This window comes from Pseudomonas sp. SWRI18 (assembly GCF_014268345.1).
Taxonomy (GTDB): Bacteria; Pseudomonadota; Gammaproteobacteria; order Pseudomonadales; family Pseudomonadaceae; genus Aquipseudomonas; species Aquipseudomonas cedrina.
This window is the reverse complement of the sequence record NZ_JACCQQ010000019.1, coordinates 68787-92410: the sequence shown is the minus strand read 5'-3', so window position 1 is coordinate 92410 and position 23624 is coordinate 68787. Positions and strand designations below refer to the sequence as shown.

Below are 23624 nucleotides of genomic sequence, written 5' to 3'. Positions count from 1 at the left end.
ACATCATCTGAAGAGAGGCAATGGAATGCCAGAATTAGCCACATCACATCGCCTGCGTATCGGAAGATTCAGCGAGCCCAACCGCGTCTACCTGATTACCACCAATACTCATGAGCGTGTGCCGGTATTCATTGACTTTCATCTAGGTCGTTTAGTGGTCTGGCAATTCAGACTCGCCCAATACCAAGGACTGGCAAACTCCCTGGCCTGGGTGGTGATGCCCGACCATTTCCACTGGTTGCTCGAATTACAAAAAGGTTCGCTGGGCGATTTGATGTGCCAAATGAAGTCCAAAAGTACTCGAAGCGTGAACGGCGCTTCCGGGCGTAAAGGGAGGCTTTGGCAAACCAGCTTTCATGATCGTGCGCTGCGCAAGGAAGATGACTTGGTAAAGATGGCGAGGTATGTAGTGGCCAATCCTCTGCGGGCGGGTTTGGTAGAGCGAATTGGCGACTATCCTTTGTGGGATGCCGTTTGGGTATAGAGCCCATACCGAGTCGCCACCTTCGCGAGCAAGTCGAATCGTCGCACCGCCGCTCCCACATTTGCCCGTGTACATCCTTTGGAATGCGGTCGAATGTGGGAGCGGGCTTGCTCGCGAAGGGGCCGCTCCAGTCACCGAAGACTCAAGCCAACACCCCCGCATCCGCCATCAACCCCACCCCCTCGATTGCCGTAATCGCGCACTGCTCATCAATGTCCGAGGTATCCCCACTGATGCCGATCGCGCCCAGCACCACGCCCTGTTGATCCCGAATCAACACACCGCCCGGTGCCGGCACCACGCTGCCCTGCCCCAGGCTGTTCAACGCCGCGATAAACGCCGGGCGCTGTTGCGCATCCAGCGCCAGCAGGCGTGAACCCTTGCCCAGGGCAATCGCGCCCCAGGCCTTGCCGACCGCGATCTGCGGGCGCAGCAGGCTGGCGCCGTCTTCGCGTTGCAGGGTGATCAGGTGGCCGCCGCTGTCGAGCACCGCGATTGTCAGTGGTGCGGTGCACAGGGTGCGCCCTGCACTGAGGGCATGACTGGTCAATTGGGTGGCGATTTTCAAGGTTAAAGCGCTCATGGTGCCGTCCTTCTTTGTTATTGGGGAAGCGGTGGAGGCCTGAATGATCAGAAACCGGATCAAACAAATAGAACACAATAGTCATATATTTTGTATACAATATTTTCCAACAAGGCTTCCGCATGTCCAGAAAACGGTCGTAAAGCCCCTTACGGCGAACGCCAGAATCAAAAACAAAATGCATTGACCTGCGCCGCCCACCGTGAATACACTCTGGCAAGAACACCACTTGTATACAATTACAAAACGCAAGAGGCACCAAAACCATGAGCAAAATGAGAGCAATCGAAGCCGCCGTCCTGGTGATGCGCCGTGAAGGCGTGGACACCGCCTTCGGTATCCCGGGCGCCGCGATCAACCCGCTGTACTCGGCCTTGCAAAAGGTGGGTGGCATCGATCACGTCCTTGCTCGCCACGTTGAAGGCGCCTCCCACATGGCCGAGGGTTATACGCGCACCAAGGCCGGCAATATCGGCGTGTGCATCGGTACCTCGGGCCCGGCGGGCACCGACATGGTCACCGGCCTGTACAGCGCCTCGGCCGATTCCATTCCGATCCTGTGCATCACCGGGCAAGCACCCCGCGCCCGCATGCACAAGGAAGACTTCCAGGCCGTGGACATCACCAGCATCGTCAAGCCGGTGACCAAGTGGGCGACCACCGTTCTCGAACCTGGTCAAGTACCGTATGCGTTCCAGAAAGCCTTCTTTGAAATGCGCTCCGGCCGCCCGGGCCCGGTGCTGATCGACCTGCCGTTCGACGTGCAGATGGCCGAGATCGAATTCGACATCGACGCCTACCAGCCGCTGCCCCTGGCCAAGCCCTTGGCCACGCGCATCCAGGTGGAAAAAGCCCTGGCGATGCTGGACCAGGCCGAGCGCCCGTTGCTGGTCAGCGGCGGCGGCGTGATCAACGCCGATGCCAGCGAACTGCTGGTTGAATTCGCTGAATTGACCGGTATCCCGGTGATCCCGACCCTGATGGGCTGGGGCACCATCCCCGACGATCACCCGCAGATGGTCGGCATGGTCGGCCTGCAAACCTCCCACCGCTATGGCAACGCGACGATGCTCAAGTCGGATGTGGTGCTGGGCATCGGCAACCGCTGGGCCAACCGCCACACCGGTTCGGTCGAGGTCTACACCGAAGGCCGCAGGTTCATTCACGTCGACATTGAGCCGACGCAGATCGGCCGCGTATTCACACCGGACCTTGGCATCGTTTCCGACGCCGGCGCCGCGCTGACGATGTTCATTGAAGTAGCCCGCGAGTGGAAAGCCGCAGGCAAGCTCAAGGACCGCAGTGCCTGGCTCAACGACTGCCAGCAGCGCAAGGCCACCCTGCACCGCAAGACACACTTCGACAACGTGCCGGTCAAGCCGCAACGGGTGTACGAAGAGATGAACCAAGTGTTCGGCAAGGACACTTGCTACGTCAGCACCATCGGCCTGTCGCAGATCGCCGGCGCGCAATTCCTGCACGTGTACAAGCCGCGTCACTGGATCAACTGTGGCCAGGCCGGCCCGCTGGGCTGGACCATCCCGGCGGCCCTCGGGGTGGTCAAGGCCGACCCGAGCCGCAAGGTGGTGGCGCTGTCCGGCGACTATGATTTCCAGTTCATGATCGAAGAGCTGGCGGTGGGCGCGCAGTTCAAGCTGCCGTACATCCATGTGGTGGTGAACAACTCTTACCTGGGCCTGATCCGCCAGGCCCAGCGCGGGTTTGAAATGGACTACTGCGTGCAGCTGTCCTTCGACAACCTCAATGCACCGGAACTCAACGGTTACGGTGTCGACCACGTGGCCGTCGCCGAAGGCCTGGGGTGCAAGGCGCTGCGCGTATTCGAGCCGGGCGAGATCCAGCCAGCACTGCGCAAGGCCCAGGAAATGATCAAGGAGTTCAAGGTTCCCGTGATCGTTGAGATTATTCTGGAGCGCGTGACCAATATTTCCATGGGCACCGAGATCAACGCCGTCAACGAATTCGAAGACCTGGCCCTGGTCGGCAATGACGCACCGACTGCCATTTCCCTGCTCGATTAAGGAGAACCCTATGCCGCGTTTCGCCGCCAACCTGTCCATGCTGTTTACCGAACAGGACTTCCTGGCTCGCTTCAAAGCAGCCGCCGACGCTGGCTTCGAAGGTGTCGAGTACCTGTTTCCGTATGAGTTCAGCTCTGCCGAGATCAAGGCGCAACTCGATGCCCACGGCCTGACCCAGGTGCTGTTCAACCTGCCGGCCGGCGATTGGGCCAAGGGCGAACGCGGCCTGGCGTGCCACCCGGACCGGGTCGAGGAGTTCCGTGCCGGGGTCAAGCTGGCCATCGCCTACGCCCAGGTGTTGGGCAACACCCAGATCAACTGCCTGGCGGGCATTCGGCCACAAGGCATCGATGACCAAACCCTGGAAAAAACCTTTGTCGCCAACCTCAAATATGCCGCCGACAAGCTGCAAGCGGTGGGCATCAAGCTGGTGATGGAAGCGATCAACACCCGCGACATTCCGGGCTTTTACCTCAACAACACGGCGCAAGCCCTGGCGATTCGCGAGCAGGTGGGCAGTGCCAACCTGTTTTTGCAATATGACATCTATCACATGCAAATCATGGAAGGCGACCTGGCCCGCACCATGGCCGCGCACCTGGGCGAGATCAACCATATCCAGCTGGCGGACAACCCTGGGCGCAACGAGCCGGGCACCGGTGAGATCAACTATCGGTTTCTGTTCGAGCACCTGGATCGTATTGGGTACGCGGGTTGGGTGGGCTGTGAGTACAAGCCGTTGACCACGACCGAAGCGGGCTTGGGTTGGCTCAAGACCCATGTGGGAGCGGGCTTGCTCGCGAATGCAGTCTGACATTCAGCATTGATGTTGACTGATACACCGCTTTCGCGAGCAAGCCCGCTCCCACATTGGATCGCCTGTGTTTGCGGGACCGTATCTGGCTGCACATCGAATAAAAAAAGAGGATTTCTTCATGGCTAAAATCGGATTCATCGGCACCGGCATCATGGGGCAACCCATGGCCGCCAACCTGCAGCAAGCGGGTCACCAACTGTTCCTGTCCGAGCATCACGGCAAGGCCCCGCAAGCCCTGATCGACGCGGGCGCGGTGGCCCTGGCCAACCCGCAGCAAGTGGCGCAGGAAGCCGAGTTCATCATCGTGATGGTGCCCGACACGCCACAGGTCGAAGACGTGCTGTTGCGCGCCGACGGCGTGGCCGCCGGCTTGTCGCCAGGCAAGGTAGTGATCGACATGAGTTCGATCTCGCCCACCGCCACCAAGGCATTTGCCGCACAGATCAACGAAACCGGCGCGCAGTACCTGGACGCGCCGGTGTCCGGTGGCGAAGTCGGCGCCAAGGCCGGCACCCTGAGCATCATGGTGGGTGGCGAAGCGCAGACCTTCGAGCGCGCCTTGCCGCTGTTCCAGGCCATGGGCAAGAACATCACCTTGGTGGGCGGCAATGGCGACGGCCAGACCGCCAAGGTGGCCAACCAGATCATCGTTGCGTTGAACATCCAGGCGGTGGCCGAAGCGCTGCTGTTCGCCGCCAAAAACGGTGCCGACCCGGCCAAGGTGCGTGAAGCGCTGATGGGTGGTTTTGCGTCGTCGAAGATCCTCGAAGTGCACGGCGAGCGCATGATCAAGGGCACCTTTGATCCGGGCTTTCGCATCAACCTGCACCAGAAGGACCTCAACCTGGCCCTGGCCGGCGCCAAGGAGCTGGGGATCAACCTGCCGAACACCGCCGGTACGCAGCAGGTGTTCAGCACATGCGCGGCGTTGGGCGGTGGGAACTGGGACCATTCGGCGTTGATCAAGGGCTTGGAGCATATGGCGAACTTTTCGATTCGCGATAAATAAGATACACCGCTCCCAACTTTGAAATGCGGTCGAATGTGGGAGCGGGCTTGCTCGCGAAAGCGGTGTATCCGTCAACATGGAGGTTGGATGTCAGTCCGCATTCGCGAGCAAGCCCGCTCCCACATTTGATCGCATTCCAACGCTCAAATTTGCTGCACCTCTAATAACAAAAAAGCCCCTGGGAGCCCGCTTATGTCGGTCGATCCGCAACACCTGCTTCGCGAGCTGTTTGCCACAGCCATCGACGCCGCCCATCCCCGGCAAGTCCTGGAACCCTACCTGCCCGCCGACCGCAGCGGCCGCGTGATTGTGATCGGTGCCGGCAAGGCTGCCGCCGCCATGGCCGCCGTCGTCGAGCATTGCTGGCAGGGCGAAGTCACAGGCCTGGTCGTCACCCGTTACGGGCACGGCGCGCCGTGCAAAAGAATCGAAGTGGTCGAAGCCGCCCACCCGGTGCCGGATGCCGCCGGCCTGGCCGTGGCCCAGCGCGTGCTGGAATTGATCAGCAACCTCAGCGAAGACGACCGTGTGATTTTCCTGCTGTCCGGCGGCGGCTCCGCCTTGTTGGCCCTGCCCGCCGAAGGCATCACCCTGGCCGACAAGCAAACCCTCAATAAAGCCCTGCTCAAGTCCGGCGCGACCATTGGCGAGATGAACTGTGTGCGCAAGCACCTCTCGGCCATCAAGGGCGGCCGACTGGCCAAGGCGGCATGGCCGGCGACGGTCTACACCTACGCGATTTCCGATGTGCCGGGCGACCAGGCCACGGTGATTGCCTCCGGCCCCACCGTCGGCGACCCCAGCACCTCGCAACAGGCCCTGGCGATTCTCAAGCGCTATCACATCGAAGTACCCGCCTCCGTGCGCAGTTGGTTACAGGACCCGGCGTCGGAAACCGTCAAGCCCGGCGACCCCGTGCTCGCCCGCAGCCATTTCCAGCTGATCGCCCGCCCGCAGCAGTCCCTGGAAGCGGTGGCGGTAAAAATACGCCAGGCCGGTTTCAGCCCGTTGATCCTCGGTGACCTGGAGGGCGAAGCGCGGGACGTGGCCAAGGTGCACGCCGGGATTGCCCGGCAGATCGTGCAACATGGCCAGCCGCTGGCGGCGCCATGCGTGATCCTGTCCGGCGGTGAAACCACCGTCACCGTGCGCGGCAATGGCCGTGGCGGGCGCAATGCGGAGTTCCTGCTGAGCCTCACCGACAGCCTCAAGGGCCTGCCCGGCGTGTACGCCCTGGCCGGCGATACCGACGGCATCGACGGCTCCGAAGACAACGCCGGCGCGATCATGACCCCAAGCAGTTACGCCCGCGCCGAAGCCCTCGGCCTGTCGGCCAGCGATGAGTTGGATAACAACAACGGCTACGGCTATTTCGCCGCCCTCGGCGGTTTGATCGTCACCGAACCGACGCGCACCAACGTCAACGACTTTCGCGCCATCCTGATTCTTGAGACTGCCAACCATGACGCCTGACAAGAAAGTCAAAATCCTCGCCACCCTGGGCCCCGCCACCGACGGCATCGATGACATCCGCGAGCTGGTGGAAGCCGGGGTCAATATTTTCCGCCTCAATTTCAGCCACGGTGACCACGCCGATCACGCCCAGCGTTACCAGTGGATTCGCCAAGTGGAGCGCCAGTTGAATTACCCGCTTGGCATCCTCATGGACCTGCAAGGCCCGAAGCTGCGGGTCGGCCGTTTTGCCGAGGGCAAGGTGCAACTGGTGCGCGGCCAGGCCCTGCGCCTGGACCTGGACGAAACACCGGGCGATCAACGCCGGGTCAACCTGCCCCATCCGGAAATCCTCAAGGCGCTGGAACCCGGCATGGACCTGTTGCTGGACGACGGCAAGCTGCGCCTGCGGGTCATCACCAAACACGCGGATGCCATCGACACCACGGTGCTGAACGGCGGCGAATTATCTGACCGCAAAGGTGTGAACGTGCCACAAGCGCTGCTGGAACTCAGCCCGTTGACCGCCAAGGATCGGCGCGACTTGAGCTTCGGCCTGGAGCTGGGGGTGGACTGGGTGGCGCTGTCGTTCGTGCAACGCCCGGAAGACATCCGCGAAGCCCGCGAGTTGATCGGCGACAAGGCCTTCCTGATGGCCAAGATCGAGAAGCCGTCGGCCGTGCAATGCCTGCGGGAAATCGCCGAACTGAGCGACGCAATCATGGTGGCCCGAGGCGACCTGGGCGTGGAAGTGCCCGCCGAAAGCGTGCCGCAGATTCAGAAAGACATCATCCGCACCTGCCGCCAGTTGGGCAAACCGGTGGTGGTGGCCACGCAGATGCTGGAATCCATGCGCTTCTCGCCGGCGCCGACCCGTGCCGAAGTCACGGATGTCGCCAATGCAGTGGCCGAAGGCGCGGATGCGCTGATGCTGTCGGCGGAAACCGCGTCCGGCGAATACCCGCTGGAAGCCGTGCAGATGATGAGCAAGATCATCCGCCAGGTGGAAAGCGGCCCGGACTACCAGACGCAACTGGACGTCAGCCGGCCCAAGGCGGATGCCACGGTGTCGGACGCCATCAGCTGCGCGATCCGCCGCATCAGCAGCATCCTGCCGGTGGCGGTGCTGGTGAACTACAGCGAGTCCGGCAGCTCCAGCCTGCGCGCGGCGCGGGAACGGCCGGCGGCAGCGATCCTCAACCTCACGCCGAACCTTGCCACGGCGCGGCGGTTAAGCGTGGCGTGGGGCGTGCATTCGGTGGTCAACGACCGGCTGCGCCAGGTAGATGAGGTGTGTTCCACGGCGCTGGAGATAGCGCAGGCGCAAGGCATGGCGCAGCGCGGGGATACGTTGGTGATTACCGCCGGGGTGCCGTTCGGGCAGCCGGGGTCGACCAATTCGCTGCGTATCGAGACGTTGATTTAGCGCCTGCCAGGGCCTCATCGCGGGCAAGCCCGGCTCCCACATTTTTGAATTGTGAATACAGTTAAATGTGGGAGCTGGCTTGCCTGCGATGGGATCACCTCGGTCTAACTGACTTAACCTAATGCCCAACCAGACCTGCCCCGACTGGGCCGAAGCCCTGCTCAACGGCTTCAGCCAGATCTTCCTGCAGCGCCATCCGCTGTGTGGCGTGCTGTGCCTGCTGGCCATCCTGGTCGGCGCCCCGGCTGCCTTCGGCGCAGCGTTGCTGGGCGGTGTGGCGGGCCTGCTCACGGCCCAGCGCCGCGGGTATCCCAAGGTGGAACGCCAGGCCGGCCTTTATAGCTACAACGGTGTGCTGCTGGGCTTGTTGATCAGCCAGCACTTTGCCTGGTCGGCCTTGTTGCCGCCGCTGATCCTGGCGTGCGGTGGCTTGAGTGCGATCCTGACGCGGCAATGGTTCAAACGCGCCAGCCAGCCTGATGATTTGCCGGCCTATACCGCGCCTTTTGTCGGCCTGGGCTGGTTGCTGCCGGGCACGGCGCCGCCGGGCACGTTGGCCTTGAGCGAACCCGACACGGTGGCCCTCTTCACCGCGCCTTTTACCGGGCTTGCCCAGATCATGCTGCTGGACCAGCCCCTGGCGGGTGGCCTGATTACGCTGGGCCTGTGGCTGGCCGACCGGCGCGCCGCCGTGTGGGCGCTGATCGGCGCCAGCGCTGGATTGCTGGCCGCGCTGTGTCTGCACGAACCGGCCGGCGCCCTTCTCGGCCTGCACAGTTACAACTCCGCATTGGCGGCGCTGGCCCTGAGCCAGGTACGTCGCCAGCCCTGGTGGCCACTGCTCGGCATCCTGCTGGCGGTCCTCCTCACGCCGGGCTTTGCCGCCCTGCACCTGCCCACGTTGACCGCGCCGTTCATCCTCGCGTGCTGGTTGGTGCGTGCAGGCGCGCGCGTGCTGCGCAAACCCCGCATGGACAGTCCCTTCGAATCCCCCTAGGCTTGCCCGATATCAGTTTCAGGCGGGATTTATGGACAGCAATAACGACTGGCGCCAGCGGCTCTACGTCATGGTTTTCCAAAGCGACACCGCTGCCGGGCGGCGTTTTGACGGCATCCTGTTGCTGATCATCCTCGCCAGCCTGGTGATCGTGATGCTCGACAGCATCGACCAGATCCACCAGAACTACGCCGACGTGCTGGCCTATATCGAGTGGGGCTTCACGCTGATCTTCCTGATCGAGTACGGGTTGCGCCTGTACTGCTCGCCGAAGCCGCTGCGGTATGCCTTCAGCTTTTACGGGCTGGTGGATCTGCTGGCCATCGTGCCCGGCATCCTCGCCCTGTACTACAGCGATGCCCAGTACCTGTTGATCATTCGCATCATCCGCATGCTGCGCATCTTCCGGGTGCTCAAGCTCAGCCCGTACCTCAAGCAAGCCAATTATCTGATGGCGGCGCTGCGTGGCAGCAAGCAGAAGATAGTGGTCTTCCTGGTGAGCGTGTGCACGCTGGTCACCGTGTTCGGCACCTTGATGTACGTGATCGAAGGCCCGGAACACGGCTTTACCAGCATCCCCAAGGGCATCTATTGGGCGATCGTGACCCTGACCACCGTGGGCTTTGGCGATATCGTGCCGAAGACGCCGCTGGGCCAGGTAATTTCGTCGTTGGTGATGATCACCGGTTACTCGATCATTGCCGTGCCCACCGGCATCTTCACCGCTGAATTGGCGAGTGCCATGCGTGGCGAACAGCTGCAAACCGACTGCCCGGTGTGCAAAAAGAACAGCCATGAACCCAACGCAGCCTTTTGCTCACGCTGTGGCAATGCGCTGTTCAAGAAAGTGGAATAAGCACAGCACGTTTTATTCTTTAAGCGTGCAGGTCGCGCCCGCTATAGTCGCTGGCATATTGCCCTCAATTGACAACCGTCTCGAACAACAAGGAATGAGCAGTGAAAAAACTCGTTAGCGCCTCCCTCCTGGCCGCCGGGCTTGCCTTGGCCGGCGCCGCCCAGGCAGCCCCCGTCACACTGCTCAACGTCTCCTACGACGTGATGCGCGATTTCTACAAGGACTACAACGCCGCCTTCCAGAAACACTGGGAAGCCGAGCACCCGGACGACAAGCTGACCTTGCAGATGTCCTTCGGCGGTTCCAGCAAGCAAGCGCGCTCGGTCATCGACGGCCTTCCGGCGGACGTGATCACCATGAACATGGCCACCGACATCAACGCCCTGGCGGACAACGGCAAAATGGTGCCCGACAACTGGGTCACCCGCCTGCCGAACAACAGCGCGCCGTTCACCTCGGCCACGGTGTTTATCGTGCGCAAAGGCAACCCTAAAGCCCTGAAGGACTGGCCGGATCTGTTGAAAGACGGCGTACAGGTGATCGTGCCCAACCCGAAAACCTCGGGCAACGGCCGCTATACCTACCTGTCGGCATGGGGCTACGTGTTGAAGAACGGCGGCGACGAAGACAAGGCCAAGGCGTTCGTCGGCAAGCTGTTCAAACAGGCGCCGGTGCTGGATACCGGCGGCCGTGCCGCCACCACCACGTTCATGACCAACCAGATCGGCGACGTGCTGGTAACCTTTGAAAACGAAGCGGAAATGATCGCGCGTGAATTCGGCCGTGACCAGTTCGAAGTGATCTACCCAAGCGTCTCCGCCGAAGCCGAGCCGCCGGTGTCGGTGGTCGACAAAGTCGTCGACAGGAAGGGCACCCGAACCGCTGCCGAGGATTACTTGAAGTACCTGTGGTCGTCGCAAGGTCAGGAAATTGCAGCCAACAACTACCTGCGCCCGCGCGATCCGAAGGTGTTGGCCAAGTACACCGACCGCTTCCCGAAAGTCGATTTCCTCTCGGTGGAGAAGACCTTTGGCGACTGGCGCACCGTGCAGAAGACCCACTTCAATGATGGTGGGGTGTTTGACCAGATTTATTCCGGTCAATAAGCCCTGGTGTAAAGCCCCTGATTTCAGGGGCTTTTACTTTACGCAGCGATGCACCAGATAGGCTCAGCACTGGCACCTTTCACGGGAAACGGCGTGTCGATCTCAAATCCATCGCCTTTCAACCGCAGACGCTCGGCCGGACCGCTTGGAAATTCACTTGCGGCGATGGGCACCACCAAAAATTCGTCCTTTTCACCACAGGCATTGCTGACAGCCCCTGTTATCGTGCGCCCCTTGAACGTGACGCGCCCGCCTGACGGCGAGAGCTGCGCCGAAAATCCCAACCATATCGAGTCGGCCCCTTGTTCCAGCTGATAACTGCCGCTATACATCATCGACCCGGCTACGGCACTCATCGGAACCATCACACGCACGGTGTCGGGATGCTTCAACTGGGCAATGACAGGCTCAATCAGCAGTGCCAGCTCTCGATTTTGCGCGTCTACGTGTTCTGAAATCCGTTGTTCAAGCGCTGCATCAGGTACATCAACTACCTGCGGCACAGTCGCCAGTAAACGTTGGACGGGCGTTTGTCCGTCTATGATTGCCTGCCAACCCTTGGCGTCGCGGCGGTCCAGAATGTAGATGGCCAAGGCGCCCAACGCGTAGCTTTCACCGTCCAACGACAAGACATCGGCGCGCGGGAACGCCCCTTTCGCCCAGGCTTCAGGCCTACCAGCCTCCCCACCGGCGAAGGCCTGAGCGAGCCCTTCGATGTAAGAGGCGGTGCCTTCAATAATGTCGTAGAAGCGAATTTGCCGGGCTTCCTGGGCGAACTCGGACTGCCAACGCTCATGCCAGTAGCGCGCCTTGCCCAACGCCTGGGTATCACCTTGCAGTGATGCATGTAAGGCTTTGAGCAGATGATGCCGGTACTGCCTGGGCTGGGCCTGGAGCGGATAGCGCGAGTCGCGCGACCCCACGTCCAGCTGCCAATCGTTCTCTTGGCCGAAGAAATGGAAGGCCTCGTGGGTGGCCAGTGCAAACAACTCCGGCACCGCACCAGGATGGCGCATGCGGCGCGCTTCTTCATCCGGCAGCCCTTGGCCCATGCCTATATAAACCGTGGGTCGGTTTTCCCACAGCAGTTCCGCGAAGTTTAAATAGTCCGATGACAGGCCAAGCGCTTGGACAGGTCCAGCCGCAACCGGCCGATAGCCGTTTGCATCGATCAACCAGGCCGAAACGCCGTCGTAAAGCAGAATCTGCGCCCGAGCATAGAACCCGGTCTGGTTTTTCAAGCGCTCCATTGTCGCCAACTTCGGCCAGGCGGACGCGGTGGCGGCCGCCATCCGCTCGGCGTATTCAGCGTGAGTGATCGTTTCGACCTTTTCTTCAGCAACCGCCGTGATTGCCGACACGAACAGCCATAACATCAACACCTTGATAATCCGCATATTGAGGTTCCTGCCTTGGGTCAGCCTGCGAAAATGCAAACGTCGAATCTAGTGCAGGCAGGCCGCGCGGTCTTGCCAGAGGCGTCTTCTAACAGCGTCGGAGGCATCCTTTTCGAGAAGCCGAGTACATGGATGGGGTTACGCCATCCTGAGTGGATTTCCTGTTTCGGCAGTTGTGTCTGAATGTATCATTGCCTGTCAAACTGAATCTTAACGTTCCAGTCATCAATGCCCGGCATGAGTGTTATCACCGCGAGCGGCCTACTCGGCGTTGGGCCTTGTCTTTACTCTCGCTCGCCATCTCCCTCGCCTTTTATGAGAACACCATGAACGCTACCCCACACGCTCCAAGCACCATGACCCGCGGGATGGTGATGCTGTTTGCGTTTTGTTGCGGCGCTATCGTCGCCAATATCTACTACGCGCAACCGATCATCGAGATGATCGCGCCGGATATCGGCCTCACGCCCGCCATGGCCAGCCTGATCGTATCGCTGACGCAAATCGGCTACGCCCTGGGCCTGTTTTTCCTGGTGCCCCTGGGTGACCTGCTGGAAAACCGCAAGCTGATGATCGCCACCACGGTGCTGGCCATTGTCAGCCTGCTGGGCGCGGCGGTGACCGAACAACCGAACCTGTTCCTGCTGGTGTCGTTGTTGATCGGGTTCAGTTCGGTGTCGGTGCAGATCCTGATTCCATTGGCCGCGCACCTGGCGCCAGCCGAGTCCCGTGGCCGTGTGGTCGGCAGCATCATGGGCGGCCTGTTGCTGGGCATCCTGCTCGCCCGGCCCGTGTCCAGCGTCGTGGCGGATCACTTCGGCTGGCGTGCGATGTTCATGGCGGCGGCGGCGTTGATGGCGTTTATCAGCGTGGTGTTGCTGATCACCATCCCCAAGCGTCAACCCGACCACAGCGCCAGCTATGGCCAACTGCTGCGTTCCCTGGGCACGCTGCTGCGTGAACAACCGGTGCTGCGCCAACGGGCGTTCTACCAGGGCTGCATGTTCGCCAGCTTCAGCCTGTTCTGGACCGCCGTCCCGCTGGAACTGGTGCGCAACCACGGCCTGAGCCAGACCCAGATCGCACTCTTCGCCCTGGTGGGCGCCATTGGCGCCATCGCCGCGCCGATTGCCGGCCGCCTGGCCGATGCCGGCCACACCCACCGCGCGTCCCTGCTCGCCATGGTCCTGGCGGTGCTGAGCTTCCTGCCGGCCTTCGTCCACCCGTTGTACAGCGTGATCGGCCTGGCCGTGACCGGCGTTGTCCTGGACTTCTGCGTGCAGATGAACATGGTCCTCGGCCAGCGCGCCGTCTACGCCCTTGACGCCAAAAGCCGCAGCCGCCTGAACGCGCTGTACATGACCAGCATCTTCATCGGCGGCGCCTTCGGCTCGGCAATCGCCAGCAGCGTGTACGAACACGGCGGCTGGCTGGGTGTGGTGCTGGTGGGCAGCGCGTTCCCGCTGGTGGCACTGTTGCGGTTCCTGGGTGCGTCGCGCCAGGCCAGGGTGGCGACCGCTTGAGCGACGGGCTTAAACCTGGTTTTTTTGCGCGGGAGCTTGGCCGGACGGCGACGTCAGCAAGCCCAGCAACTGCGAGAAAAACCCTAACAGGGTGATAGCAAGCAGTTGGATCAAGCCGGCGGTGTCTTCCTGGGTCTTATCCACCAACGGGGCGGGCGCGGGGGGTGTAGGTGCAGGTGCAGGCACGGGCCGGTCCCCAGGCGTATGGCCGTTCCAGCGCACATCGGCAGGTTTTATCGCCCTCTTGCTCTGGACCAACAGGTCCGCCTTGCCCGTACCCTTGAGATCAATAGCCAGGCTCGAACCGCCCGTACTGGCATCCTGCTTGAGCACCGCCTCCCCGGCTCGGCCAGTGAACCGATCGGTAAATACCAGTGCAGGTACACCCGCCTCCTTCATTGCGCCCGACACATCGATCGTATCGGTGCCGCTGATGAAGTCCTCGATCATGTCCGGGTCGGATGGCGTGGAGTCGCTGGCCTTGTCGTAGACAAAGGTATCCGCGCCGCCACCGCCTTTCAAGGTATCGCCCCTCCCGCCGCCCTTGAGCCGGTTGGCAGCCTCATTGCCCGACAGCGTGTCGCGGCCTGAGCCGCCGATGGCATTTTCAATCACGCAGCCCTTGGCGATGGAGACATTGCCCTTCAACCCGCCGACGTCAGAAAACGATTCGGCGTTCAGGTTGATGTGCTGGTCCTGGGCGAAACCGGAGAAATCCAGGGTGTCGACACCGCCGCCGTCCCACACACAGAAGACGGGTTGGTCCGTGGCGCTCTTGAGGCTCAACGCCTCCCGTTCGGTGTTGGAATTGAAGCCGTAGGTGGTGTCGGTGTGACGGGTTTGATGATTGGCGCCGTACAGGCGTTGCGCCGCCGCAATATCATCCATCATCGGCGCGGACGGGTTCTGTCGCTTGAAATCGTGACCCTTCTGTTTGGTCTCCGACCAATAACTCATTACCGTGCGCGCCTTTGTATCTTCGGCATAGACCGCTTCCTTGTTGTAATCGAAGTTTCGCCCGTAGTCTCCCGGGTGGTGCAGGCCGATGGCATGACCGATTTCGTGTATCGCCGTCACCGCAAAGTGACTGCCCAGCGCCGGGGACCGGCTTTCCCCTTGCGTGCCAATGGTGGCCGAGGTGCTGGTGGTAAAACGGTTGGGAAACGTGGCGACACCCCGATTGCCGCTGGGGTTGTTGCGAATGTTGAGCGTGCCGTCCGAACCACCTGGCTGTTCGTGAAAATTGATGTTGGCCACGTCCTGCCAGGACTGCACCGCCTGCCGCACGCGCCGCTGCTGGGCCTGAGTGAAACTTGTGTCTACGGTGTAATTCACATCGATTCTAGAATCGCCGTTGCGGTCATGGAAGCGCAGGTTTTGTCGCGTGAGTTGCCTGGCTGCCTGGTCCGTTGTGTAAGAGGGCTTATTACCAAATCCGCTCTCAAACGAGCCGGGACCCGGCAGGTGATCAAGACGACTGACACTTCGCGGTTCAACAGTATTCATTGGGCAATACCTTCGGTTTTACAAAGAGAGCCGAATCAGTTCAGTTCGGCGTTCGAGTCATCAAGACCGCAGATAAGCTCGCACGCCGAAAAAGCTGATACCAATGTAAATGTGGTACTGACCGCAACACTTGCACAGCTCGAAATACGGGGCGACACAACGAACAATTCATTTGCAATTCACACACTCGAACACAAAAGGCTTTGGGTGGCATCCAGTTGTTTTCACAAGATAAAAACAAATTCTAAAGAACATCCATCGTTCAACTACATCGTTTTCCCAGCTTGCAGGACATCTGCGTTAAACCTTGCGCTGGACGCCAAAGCGGTGCTCAACACTGGAAACACATGACACCCATCGTTCATCGCCTTAGGCTTGAGCGCCGCCAAGCCAAACAGGGAACACCGATGGACCGCCTCACCGCCATGGAAACCTTCGTCCACGTCGTCGAAACCGGCTCGTTCTCCGCTGCCGCCAAGCGCCTGGGCGTCGGCCAGCCCGCCGTTTCCAAAAGCATTGCGCAGCTTGAGACGCGCCTGGCGGTACGTTTGGTGCTGCGCTCCACGCGGGGCCTGACGCCAACTGAGGCAGGCCTGGCGTTTTTCGAAAAGGCCCGGCGCGCCATCGAGCAAGCCAACGCCGCCGACGATGCCGCCCGTGGCGCCGGCGCGGGGCTCAGCGGCAACCTGAGGATCAGCGCCCCGGTGACCTTCGCCCGGATGCATATCGTTCCTCACCTGGGCCCCTTCCTGGCGCAATTTCCCGAATTGAATGTGGACGTGGTGCTCGACGACCGCAGCCTCAACCTGGTCGAGGAAGGCATCGATGTGGCGCTGCGCATGGGCAATCTGGTCGACTCAAGCCTGACGGCACGCAAGATCGGCGAATCGCCGTGCGTCATCCTGGGCACCCCGGTCTATTTCGAGCGCTTCGGCGAACCCGCCACGCCAGCGGATCTGTTGCAACATGAAGCCGTGATCTACACCCGCAGCGAAGGCGCGCATTGGAACTTCACCCAAGGCGACACGCAGTACCCGTTGCTCGCCCATGGCCGCGTGCGCGTGACGGCGGCCGAAGGCGTGCGCGCAGCCGTGTTGAGCCATCTGGGGCTGACCTTGTCGTCCACCTGGATGTTTGCGCCGGAACTGGCCAGCGGCGAGGTGAAGCCGGTGCTGACCGACTGGACATTGCCGGCCCGGGACTTATGGGCGGTATTTCCCACGGGCAGGATGGCGAGTGCCAAGGCGCGGGCGTTTGTGGAATATGTGGAGCGGTTGCTGGCCGGGGCCCTGCGCCCAGACTAAATGGCGAAGCTACACACTGTAGTGAGCGGGCTTGCCCCGCGCTGGGGGGCGAAGCCGCCCCAATAAAGCCACCGCGGTGCTTCAGCTAGAACCGAGTCGCCTGGGTTGGGGCGGCTTCGCCACCCAGCGCGGGACAAGCCCGCTCACTACAGGCTCCCATGTCCATGTCAGGCGCGCGCCGAGTGCCCGTGGTCGAGGCAACACAGCAGGCGTTCTACCGTCTGTTCCAGGGGCCCGGAGTTATCCAGCACCCGTAACCCCGCGCCATTGTCGGCGATCAACTCGGCGGTAAACTGCGCATTGCGTGCCAGCCGCGCCTCGACATCCACCAGCGCTTCACGCCCGCGCGCGATCAAGCGTTGGCGCAGCACCGCCTGGTCCACCGTCAGCAGCAACACCAGCGCCGTCGGGTAACGCTCACGCATCTGCACCAGGTGCGCGCGGGAGCCGTTGACCAGCACGTCGTTACCCGCCGCCAGCCAGTCGTCGATCTGCCGGGGAATGCCATAACACAAGCCGTTCGCCTGCCAACTGAGGGCAAACGCGCCCTCGGCCTGCATTGCGGCAAACTGCTGCGAGCTGACACCCTGCGCCGCCTCGCCGACCGCTTCAGCCGAGCGCGTGATGACGCGGCGCACGATGCGGCAACCGCGCTCGGCCAAGCGTGCGCGTGCGGCGTCCAGCAGGCTGTCCTTGCCCGAGCCGGAGGGCCCGATGAGATAGATCAACCTGCCTGCCATCAAAACACCCTCTTCGCTTGTCGACCGCGGCCACATTACCGGAGTGCCACCCGCCGCGCACTACGTTCGGTGCGCCCATCAAACAGGTAATGGCCGTTGTACAGACTGGTGAGATGGCACGGCTGTTGATGCAGGAACGCTGGATCTGGAGTGTCCTGTGTCCAGATGGCTGAAATGATCTCCTGTGGGGGCGGCGGTTCGACGCTTCGACTTGCTCGCGAATGCGGTGTATCAGCGACGAATTTGCCAACTGACCCACCGCATTCGCGAGCAAGCCCGCTCCCACATTTGGATACGCGTTGGTGTAGAGAATGTATTTCAAGGCCAACAAAAAGGCGACCCGAAGGTCGCCTTTTGTCATTGCGCGTACTGCTTGCTCAGCCCCGGTGGCACGCCCTGCACGTCGGTTTCTTCCCACGGCCCGTTGGGGCTGATCGAACGGCTCCAGCCGTTGCTCCAGCGGTAGTAGGTGCGCTGGCGGTAGAAGGTGTCGGGCTGGCCGTCGAGCACATACACCTGCATCTTGCCGTCCCAGTGGCTGGCCGCGCCCGGTGGTGGGGCGAAGGTCGGGGACTTACTCGGCAGCGGCTTCGGCGGCGGGGTCACCGGGCCGGAGGGTTTGGTGCTCGGCTGGGTCGAAGGGCCCGAGGGCGGGATGGTCGGGCCGGTGGGCCCCGGAGGTGGGCGGTGGACCGCACAGGCGCTCAGGCCCAGTACCAGGCTGAGCAGGGTGATGCGTGCAAATGCGGTCATGGGCGTTTCCTCGAAATTACTTGTCCGGAGTGTCGATGGTCAGTTGCTGCAGCGCGGTGGTGCTGCTGGCCACAGGTTGGCTGCGGCCGATCCACTCGCCCGTGGTCGGCTGACCGGCCCGGGACACGCGTGCAACCAGTTGGACTTCAGGGAAGTTGGACAGTTTCAACTGCGGCATCATCGCGTCGGCATCGCCCAGTTCGACGGTGACCGGCAGCTCGGCGACTGTGACGCGCTTGACCGCCAACGGCGCCGGCGGGCCGTTCACGGCACGGGCGAAGATGAATACGCTGTCGGTCGGCAGGGCTTTGGCTTTGACCTCGGCGGATAAATCTACACGCACTTTCATCACGGCTTTTTGCGCGACAGTGCCACCGCTCTCCTTGAGCTTTTGCGCAGCGCGGTCAATCCCGCCCTGCAGCGCCGCACGGGAGTTGTCCTGAGGTGGCAGTTGCGCCAGCAGGCGGTTCCAGTAGTCGATCGCTTCCTGGTAACGCTGGCCTTCAAAGGCTGCGATCCCCAGCAGGCCGAGGCTGGTGACTTCCTTCGGATCAAGCTTCAACGCCTCGTCGGTCAACGCCTGGACCTTGGGCGACCACTGTTTGTTGTCGGCAAAGTACTGCGCCTGGGCCCACTGGCCGAGCAGTTCCGGCTGGCGGCCGGCCAGGGCCACGGTCCGTTCGAAAACGTTGGCTGCATCAGCCGGACGGTCCTGGGCCATATATGCGCGGCCTAGGAAGTACAGGCCTTCGGCCGAATCCGGTTGGGCCACGGCGGCGCGTTCCAGGCGCTGGGTCATGTCTTGCATGGACACCGGCGGCTGGGAGAATTCGCGGGTCAGCTCGACCTTGTCGCTGGCGCCGAAGTGCAAATACAGACCCAGACCAAGCACGGGGACCAGCACGGCGGCGAGCAAGGGCAACGGTTTGCCCAGACGCGATTCGCGGGGTTTTTCCACGCCTTCGGTATCGGCCAGCAATTCACGGGCCGCTTCGGCGCGGCCGCTGTCGAGTTGCGCGGCATTCAGCACGCCTTCGTCCTGCTGCACTTGCAACTCGGCGACGCGTTCCTGGTAGAGCGCCACGTTCAGCGCGGTGCGATCCTCTTCGCGCTGGGCACGGCGGCCACGCAGTACGGGGATCAGCAGGAAACTCAGGGCAATCAGAAGCAGCAAGCCGGCTGCGAGCCAGAAATCAATCATCAGTCTTGGTGTCCAGCAATTGGTCGAGGCGTTTACGCTCTTCAGGCGACAGCGCGTCGGCGCCATCGGCGGGCGCGGCGCGGCGGCGGCGCACGATCACCGCCATCACCACCACGCCGGCCAGCAGCAGCCCGGCGGGGCCGAACCAGAGCAGCGCGGTCTTGCCGGTGAGAGCCGGTTTATAGCGCACGAAATCTCCGTAGCGGTCGACCATGAAATCGATGATCTGCTGGTCGTCCTTGCCCTCCCCCAGCATGCGGAAGATTTCCCGGCGCAGGTCGGTGGCGATGGGCGCATTGGAGTCGGCGATGTCCTGGTTCTGGCATTTGGGGCAGCGCAGTTCCTTGGTCAGGTCGCGAAAGCGCTGACGCTCGGCGTCGTTGGCGAATTCGTAGGTGTCGATGGCGGCCTGGGCCACGCCGGCCAATCCCAGCGCCAGCACCGCAGCGGCGAGCAGACGCTTCATGGCGTGGCCTCGTCGACCAGCGCCTGGTACTTGGCGGCCAGTTGTTCGCGCCATACGGCCTCGTCGATCACACCGACATACTTGTCGCGGATCACGCCCTTGGCGTCGATAAAGAAGGTTTCCGGCGCGCCATAGACGCCGAGATTCAGGCCGAGGTTGCCGTCTTCATCGCGGATATCCAGTTGATACGGGTTGTGGAACTCGGCCAGCCACTTCAAGGCCGCCGCGTTGTCATCCTTGTAGTTGATGCCGTAGATCACCACGCCCTTTTCGGCCAGCTTGTTCAGCACCGGGTGTTCGACGCGGCAGGAGATGCACCAGGTGCCCCACACATTGACCAGCGCCGGCTTGCCACGCAGGTCGGCCTCGGTCACGGTCTTGTCGCCCTGTACCGTCGGCAGGGAAAACGCCGGGAACGGCTTGCCGATCATTGCTGAGGGCAACTCGGCCGGGTCCAGGTAAAGACCGCGATACAAAAACACCGCCACCACCAGAAACAACGCCAGCGGCACGACCATCAACCAACGCTTCATACCGCCGCTCCTTGCAGGCCGAGGGCTTCACGCACCCGGCTCTTGACCTTGACCCGGTAACGCCGGTCCAGCGCGGCCAGCAAACCACCAAAGCCGGTAAGCAAACCGCCAAACCAGATCCAGCGCACGAACGGCTTCACATGCACCCGCACCGCCCACGCGCCCTCGCCCAGGGGTTCACCCAGGGCCACGTAGAGGTCACGGGTGAAGCCTGCGTCGATACCCGCTTCAGTCATCATCGAGCTTTGCACGGTGTACAGGCGTTTTTCCGGGTGCAGCACGGCGATTTGCGTGCCGTTGCGCACGACGCGCACGGTGCCTTTGTCGGACGTGAAGTTGGGCCCTTCAAAGTGCTTGGCGCCTTCGAAGATGAACTGGTAACCGCCCAGGTCCATGGACTCGCCCGGCGCCAGGCGCAGGTCGCGCTCGGCGCTGTTCTGGCTGGAGAGCACCACGCCCAGGGCGCACACGGCGATGCCGAGATGCGCGATCTGCATGCCCCAATAGCTGCGGGTCAAGGTCGGCAGGCCTTTGATCAGACCCTTGTGGCGGGTCTTGTCGGCGATATCGCGCACGCCGGCCAGCAACACCCAGGCCGCGAGCAGGAAGGTGGCGAGCACCGCCCAGTTGAAGTCGCCATAAGCGACACCTGCGATCACCGCCAGGGCCACGCTGCCCAGCAACACCGGCATCAGCATGCCCGCCAGCCATTTGACCGGGGTGTCTTTCCAGCGCACCAGCATGCCGACGGCCATCACCACCATCAACAGGCCCATCAGCGGAATAAACAGCGCGTTGAAGTACGGCGGGCCGACGGACAATTTGGCGCCGCTCAAGGCATCCAGCACCAGCGGATACAGGGTACCGAGCAGGATCATCGACGCGGCCACCACCAGCACCAGGTTGTTGCCCAGCAGCAGGGTTTCCCGCGACCACAGGTTGAAGCCGACCTGGCTCTTGACCACTGGCGCGCGCAACGCGAACAACGTCAGCGAGCCGCCGACCACAAACAGCAGGAAGATCAGGATGAACACGCCGCGCGCAGGATCAGAGGCAAACGCATGCACCGACGTCAACACGCCCGAACGTACAAGGAAAGTGCCGAGCAGGCTGAGGGAAAACGCGGCGATGGCCAGCAGCACGGTCCAGCTCTTGAACACACCGCGCTTTTCGGTGACGGCCAGCGAGTGAATCAAGGCGGTGCCGACCAGCCAGGGCATGAAGGAGGCGTTTTCCACCGGGTCCCAGAACCACCAGCCGCCCCAGCCGAGTTCGTAGTAGGCCCACCACGAGCCCAAGGTAATACCGATGCCGAGGAACGCCCAGGCGACGATGGTCCATGGCCGCGACCAGCGCGCCCAGGCCGCATCCAGGCGCCCGCCGAGCAAGGCGGCGATGGCAAAGGCGAACGCCACCGAGAACCCCACGTACCCCATGTAAAGCATCGGCGGGTGCACGATCAGGCCGATGTCCTGCAGCAGCGGGTTGAGGTCGTGGCCGTCCACCGGGATCTGCGGCAGGATGCGGCTGAAGGGGTTGGAGGTCATGATCAGGAACAGCAGGAAGCCGATGCTGATCATGCCCATCACCGCCAGCACACGGGCCAACATGACTTGCGGCAGTTGCCGCGAGAACACCGACACGGCGAAGGTCCAGCCGCCGAGGATCAGCGCCCACAGCAGCAACGAGCCTTCGTGGGCGCCCCACACGGCGCTGAACTTGTAGTACCAGGGCAAGGCGCTGTTGGAGTTATTGGCAACATAGGCGACGGAAAAATCGTCGGTCATGAAGGCGTAGGTCAGGCAACCGAACGCGAACAGCAAAAAGGCGAACTGGCCCCAAGCGGCCGGCTGCGCCAGGCTCATCCACAGGCGGTCGCCGCGCCAGGCGCCGAGCAACGGCACCACGGCCTGGACCATGGCGAAGCACAGGGCGAGGATCATCGCCAACTGGCCCAGTTCCGGAATGAACAGTGCGGACGTCATCAATTAGCCCTCTTTCGCAGGGGTGGGAGCCGATTGGCCGCTGTCTTTCAAAGCCTTGGTCACTTCCGGCGGCATGTATTTTTCATCGTGCTTGGCCAGAACCTCGTCGGCCACCACCACGCCGTCGGCGTTGAGCTTGCCCAGGGCGACGATGCCCTGGCCTTCGCGGAACAGGTCCGGGAGGATGCCGCGGTAGGTGATGGTCACGGATTTGCTGAAGTCGGTGACCACGAAGGTCACGTCCAGGGAATCGCCGGAGCGCTTCAAGGAGCCCTTCTCCACCATGCCGCCGGCGCGTATGCGCGTATCGACGGGCGCTTCGCCGTTGGCGATCTGGGTCGGGGTGTAGAACAGGTTGATGTTCTGCTGCAAGGCGCTCAAGGCCAGGGCCACGGCGATGCCGACGCCGGCCAGGATGGCAAGGATAATCAACAGACGCTTTCTACGCAGCGGATTCACTTTTCGGTCTCCCGGCGCAGACGACGCGCCTCTTGTTGCAGGTAACGCTTGCGGGCCAGGATCGGCGCGGCGACGTTGAGGGCCAGCACCGCCAGGCAGATGCCATAGGCCGTCCAGACATAAAGGCCGTGATGGCCCATGGCGAGAAACTCGCTGAAAGAAGCAAAACTCATGCGCGCGCCCCCAGGCTGTTTTGCACTTCGGCCTTGACCCAACTGGCGCGGGCTTCACGCTTGAGCACTTCAAGGCGCATGCGCATCAGCAGCACGGCGCCGAAGAAGCAATAGAACCCCAGCACCATCAGCAGCAGCGGCGCCCACATCTCCACGGGCATCGCCGGTTTTTCGGTGAGGGTGAAGGTGGCGCCCTGGTGCAGGGTGTTCCACCACTCCACCGAGTACTTGATGATCGGGATGTTGATCACACCGACAATCGCCAGCACCGCGCAGGCCTTGGCGGCGCTGTCACGATTGCTGATTGCGTTGCCCAGGGCAATCAGACCGAAGTACAGGAACAGCAGGATCAACATGGACGTTAGTCGCGCATCCCACACCCACCACGAACCCCAGGTGGGCTTGCCCCAGATCGCACCGGTGACCAGCGCCACGGCGGTCATCCACGCACCGATGGGCGCGGCGCACTGCAGGGCGACGTCCGCGAGCTTCATCTTCCACACCAGGCCGACGACACCGCACACCGCCAGCATCACGTAGCAGGACTGGGCCAGCATCGCGGCGGGCACGTGGATATAGATGATGCGAAAGCTGTTGCCTTGCTGGTAGTCCGGCGGCGCGAAGGCCAGACCCCAGACCAGGCCGATGCCGATCAGCAACATCGCGGCGACACTCAACCACGGCAGCAGCCTGCCACTGATGCCGTAGAACCATTTGGGCGAGCCGAGCTTGTGAAACCAGGTCCAGTTCATTGCTGTTTCCATCACGGGTGCTTCTTGTCGTTGCAAGAAGCCTAGGGTCTTTACTGACCA

23 protein-coding genes are annotated in these 23624 nt (G+C 62.2%); 11 read left to right on the top strand and 12 right to left on the bottom strand.

The features are described 5' to 3' along the window. Nucleotides 1-25: 25 nt before the first annotated feature. Entirely contained in the window at nucleotides 26-484 is a 459-nt protein-coding gene (locus H0Z09_RS20015; RefSeq protein ID WP_186692861.1) for a transposase, read from the top strand. Nucleotides 485-626: 142 nt separating this feature from the next. Here H0Z09_RS20015 and H0Z09_RS20010 read toward each other — a convergent pair whose 3' ends face one another. Beyond that, complete coding sequence (locus H0Z09_RS20010; RefSeq protein ID WP_076950470.1) at nucleotides 627-1067, bottom strand: heme-binding protein; 441 nt, start codon at nucleotides 1065-1067, stop codon at nucleotides 627-629. Nucleotides 1068-1333: 266 nt separating this feature from the next. Here H0Z09_RS20010 and gcl point away from each other — a divergent pair, with 266 nt between their 5' ends. From gcl to H0Z09_RS19970, 8 genes are all read left to right on the top strand, one after another. Then, a complete protein-coding gene (gene gcl, locus H0Z09_RS20005) occupies nucleotides 1334-3109 on the top strand; it encodes a glyoxylate carboligase (protein ID WP_186692859.1) in 1776 nt (591 codons plus the stop codon). A gap of 10 nt (nucleotides 3110-3119) precedes the next feature. Then, nucleotides 3120-3923 carry a hydroxypyruvate isomerase gene (gene hyi, locus H0Z09_RS20000; RefSeq protein ID WP_186692857.1) on the top strand — a complete coding sequence of 268 codons (804 nt, stop codon included), beginning with the start codon at nucleotides 3120-3122 and terminating at the stop codon, nucleotides 3921-3923. Nucleotides 3924-4023: 100 nt separating this feature from the next. Continuing rightward, nucleotides 4024-4935, top strand: coding sequence for a 2-hydroxy-3-oxopropionate reductase (locus tag H0Z09_RS19995; RefSeq protein WP_346656803.1), 912 nt, complete (start codon nucleotides 4024-4026; stop codon nucleotides 4933-4935). Nucleotides 4936-5127: 192 nt separating this feature from the next. Then, on the top strand, nucleotides 5128-6408 hold the full coding sequence (locus H0Z09_RS19990; RefSeq protein ID WP_186692853.1) for a glycerate kinase: 1281 nt from the start codon (nucleotides 5128-5130) through the stop codon (nucleotides 6406-6408). Next, the gene (pyk, locus tag H0Z09_RS19985; protein WP_186692851.1) at nucleotides 6398-7813 is read left to right on the top strand and encodes a pyruvate kinase; all 1416 of its coding nucleotides are present in this window, start codon (nucleotides 6398-6400) and stop codon (nucleotides 7811-7813) included. The genes H0Z09_RS19990 and pyk overlap by 11 nt, the downstream gene beginning before the upstream one ends. Nucleotides 7814-7934: 121 nt before the next feature. Then, nucleotides 7935-8810, top strand: a complete 876-nt coding sequence (locus H0Z09_RS19980; RefSeq protein WP_186692849.1) for an urea transporter — start codon at nucleotides 7935-7937, stop codon at nucleotides 8808-8810. 31 nt (nucleotides 8811-8841) lie between these two features. After that, a complete protein-coding gene (locus H0Z09_RS19975; protein WP_186692847.1) occupies nucleotides 8842-9666 on the top strand; it encodes an ion transporter in 825 nt (274 codons plus the stop codon). A 101-nt stretch (nucleotides 9667-9767) separates the two neighbouring features. Next, nucleotides 9768-10772, top strand: coding sequence for a sulfate ABC transporter substrate-binding protein (locus H0Z09_RS19970; RefSeq protein WP_186692845.1), 1005 nt, complete (start codon nucleotides 9768-9770; stop codon nucleotides 10770-10772). 38 nt (nucleotides 10773-10810) lie between these two features. Here the strand turns inward: H0Z09_RS19970 and H0Z09_RS19965 are convergent, their stop codons facing one another. Next, nucleotides 10811-12169, bottom strand: a complete 1359-nt coding sequence (locus H0Z09_RS19965; protein WP_186692843.1) for a hypothetical protein — start codon at nucleotides 12167-12169, stop codon at nucleotides 10811-10813. A 326-nt stretch (nucleotides 12170-12495) separates the two neighbouring features. On the opposite strand from H0Z09_RS19965, the gene H0Z09_RS19960 reads away from it, so the two are divergent. Then, entirely contained in the window at nucleotides 12496-13692 is a 1197-nt protein-coding gene (locus H0Z09_RS19960; RefSeq protein ID WP_186692841.1) for an MFS transporter, read from the top strand. A 9-nt stretch (nucleotides 13693-13701) separates the two neighbouring features. Here the strand turns inward: H0Z09_RS19960 and H0Z09_RS19955 are convergent, their stop codons facing one another. Next, a complete protein-coding gene (locus H0Z09_RS19955; protein ID WP_186692839.1) occupies nucleotides 13702-15198 on the bottom strand; it encodes a M57 family metalloprotease in 1497 nt (498 codons plus the stop codon). Between the two features lie 407 nt (nucleotides 15199-15605). Here H0Z09_RS19955 and H0Z09_RS19950 point away from each other — a divergent pair, with 407 nt between their 5' ends. Next, nucleotides 15606-16502, top strand: a complete 897-nt coding sequence (locus H0Z09_RS19950; RefSeq protein ID WP_186692837.1) for a LysR family transcriptional regulator — start codon at nucleotides 15606-15608, stop codon at nucleotides 16500-16502. Between the two features lie 167 nt (nucleotides 16503-16669). On the opposite strand, the gene phnN is transcribed toward H0Z09_RS19950, so the two are convergent. From phnN to H0Z09_RS19905, 9 genes are all read right to left on the bottom strand, one after another. Next, nucleotides 16670-17242 carry a phosphonate metabolism protein/1,5-bisphosphokinase (PRPP-forming) PhnN gene (gene phnN / locus H0Z09_RS19945; RefSeq protein WP_186692835.1) on the bottom strand — a complete coding sequence of 191 codons (573 nt, stop codon included), beginning with the start codon at nucleotides 17240-17242 and terminating at the stop codon, nucleotides 16670-16672. A gap of 357 nt (nucleotides 17243-17599) precedes the next feature. Further along, complete coding sequence (locus tag H0Z09_RS19940; RefSeq protein ID WP_186692832.1) at nucleotides 17600-17995, bottom strand: hypothetical protein; 396 nt, start codon at nucleotides 17993-17995, stop codon at nucleotides 17600-17602. 16 nt (nucleotides 17996-18011) lie between these two features. Beyond that, nucleotides 18012-19196, bottom strand: coding sequence for a c-type cytochrome biogenesis protein CcmI (gene ccmI / locus H0Z09_RS19935; protein ID WP_186692821.1), 1185 nt, complete (start codon nucleotides 19194-19196; stop codon nucleotides 18012-18014). After that, complete coding sequence (locus tag H0Z09_RS19930) at nucleotides 19189-19662, bottom strand: cytochrome c-type biogenesis protein (protein WP_186692812.1); 474 nt, start codon at nucleotides 19660-19662, stop codon at nucleotides 19189-19191. Before H0Z09_RS19930 ends, ccmI begins: the two co-directional genes overlap by 8 nt. After that, on the bottom strand, nucleotides 19659-20195 hold the full coding sequence (locus H0Z09_RS19925) for a DsbE family thiol:disulfide interchange protein (protein WP_076950452.1): 537 nt from the start codon (nucleotides 20193-20195) through the stop codon (nucleotides 19659-19661). Before H0Z09_RS19925 ends, H0Z09_RS19930 begins: the two co-directional genes overlap by 4 nt. After that, complete coding sequence (locus tag H0Z09_RS19920; RefSeq protein WP_186692810.1) at nucleotides 20192-22180, bottom strand: heme lyase CcmF/NrfE family subunit; 1989 nt, start codon at nucleotides 22178-22180, stop codon at nucleotides 20192-20194. The genes H0Z09_RS19925 and H0Z09_RS19920 overlap by 4 nt, the downstream gene beginning before the upstream one ends. A 3-nt stretch (nucleotides 22181-22183) precedes the next feature. Further along, a complete protein-coding gene (gene ccmE, locus H0Z09_RS19915) occupies nucleotides 22184-22639 on the bottom strand; it encodes a cytochrome c maturation protein CcmE (protein WP_049709262.1) in 456 nt (151 codons plus the stop codon). Further along, on the bottom strand, nucleotides 22636-22812 hold the full coding sequence (gene ccmD / locus H0Z09_RS19910; RefSeq protein WP_061435869.1) for a heme exporter protein CcmD: 177 nt from the start codon (nucleotides 22810-22812) through the stop codon (nucleotides 22636-22638). Before ccmD ends, ccmE begins: the two co-directional genes overlap by 4 nt. Then, nucleotides 22809-23564 (bottom strand): heme ABC transporter permease, encoded by a 756-nt coding sequence (locus H0Z09_RS19905; RefSeq protein ID WP_076950449.1) that lies wholly within the window; start codon nucleotides 23562-23564, stop codon nucleotides 22809-22811. The genes ccmD and H0Z09_RS19905 overlap by 4 nt, the downstream gene beginning before the upstream one ends. Between the last annotated feature and the right edge of the window lie 60 nt (nucleotides 23565-23624).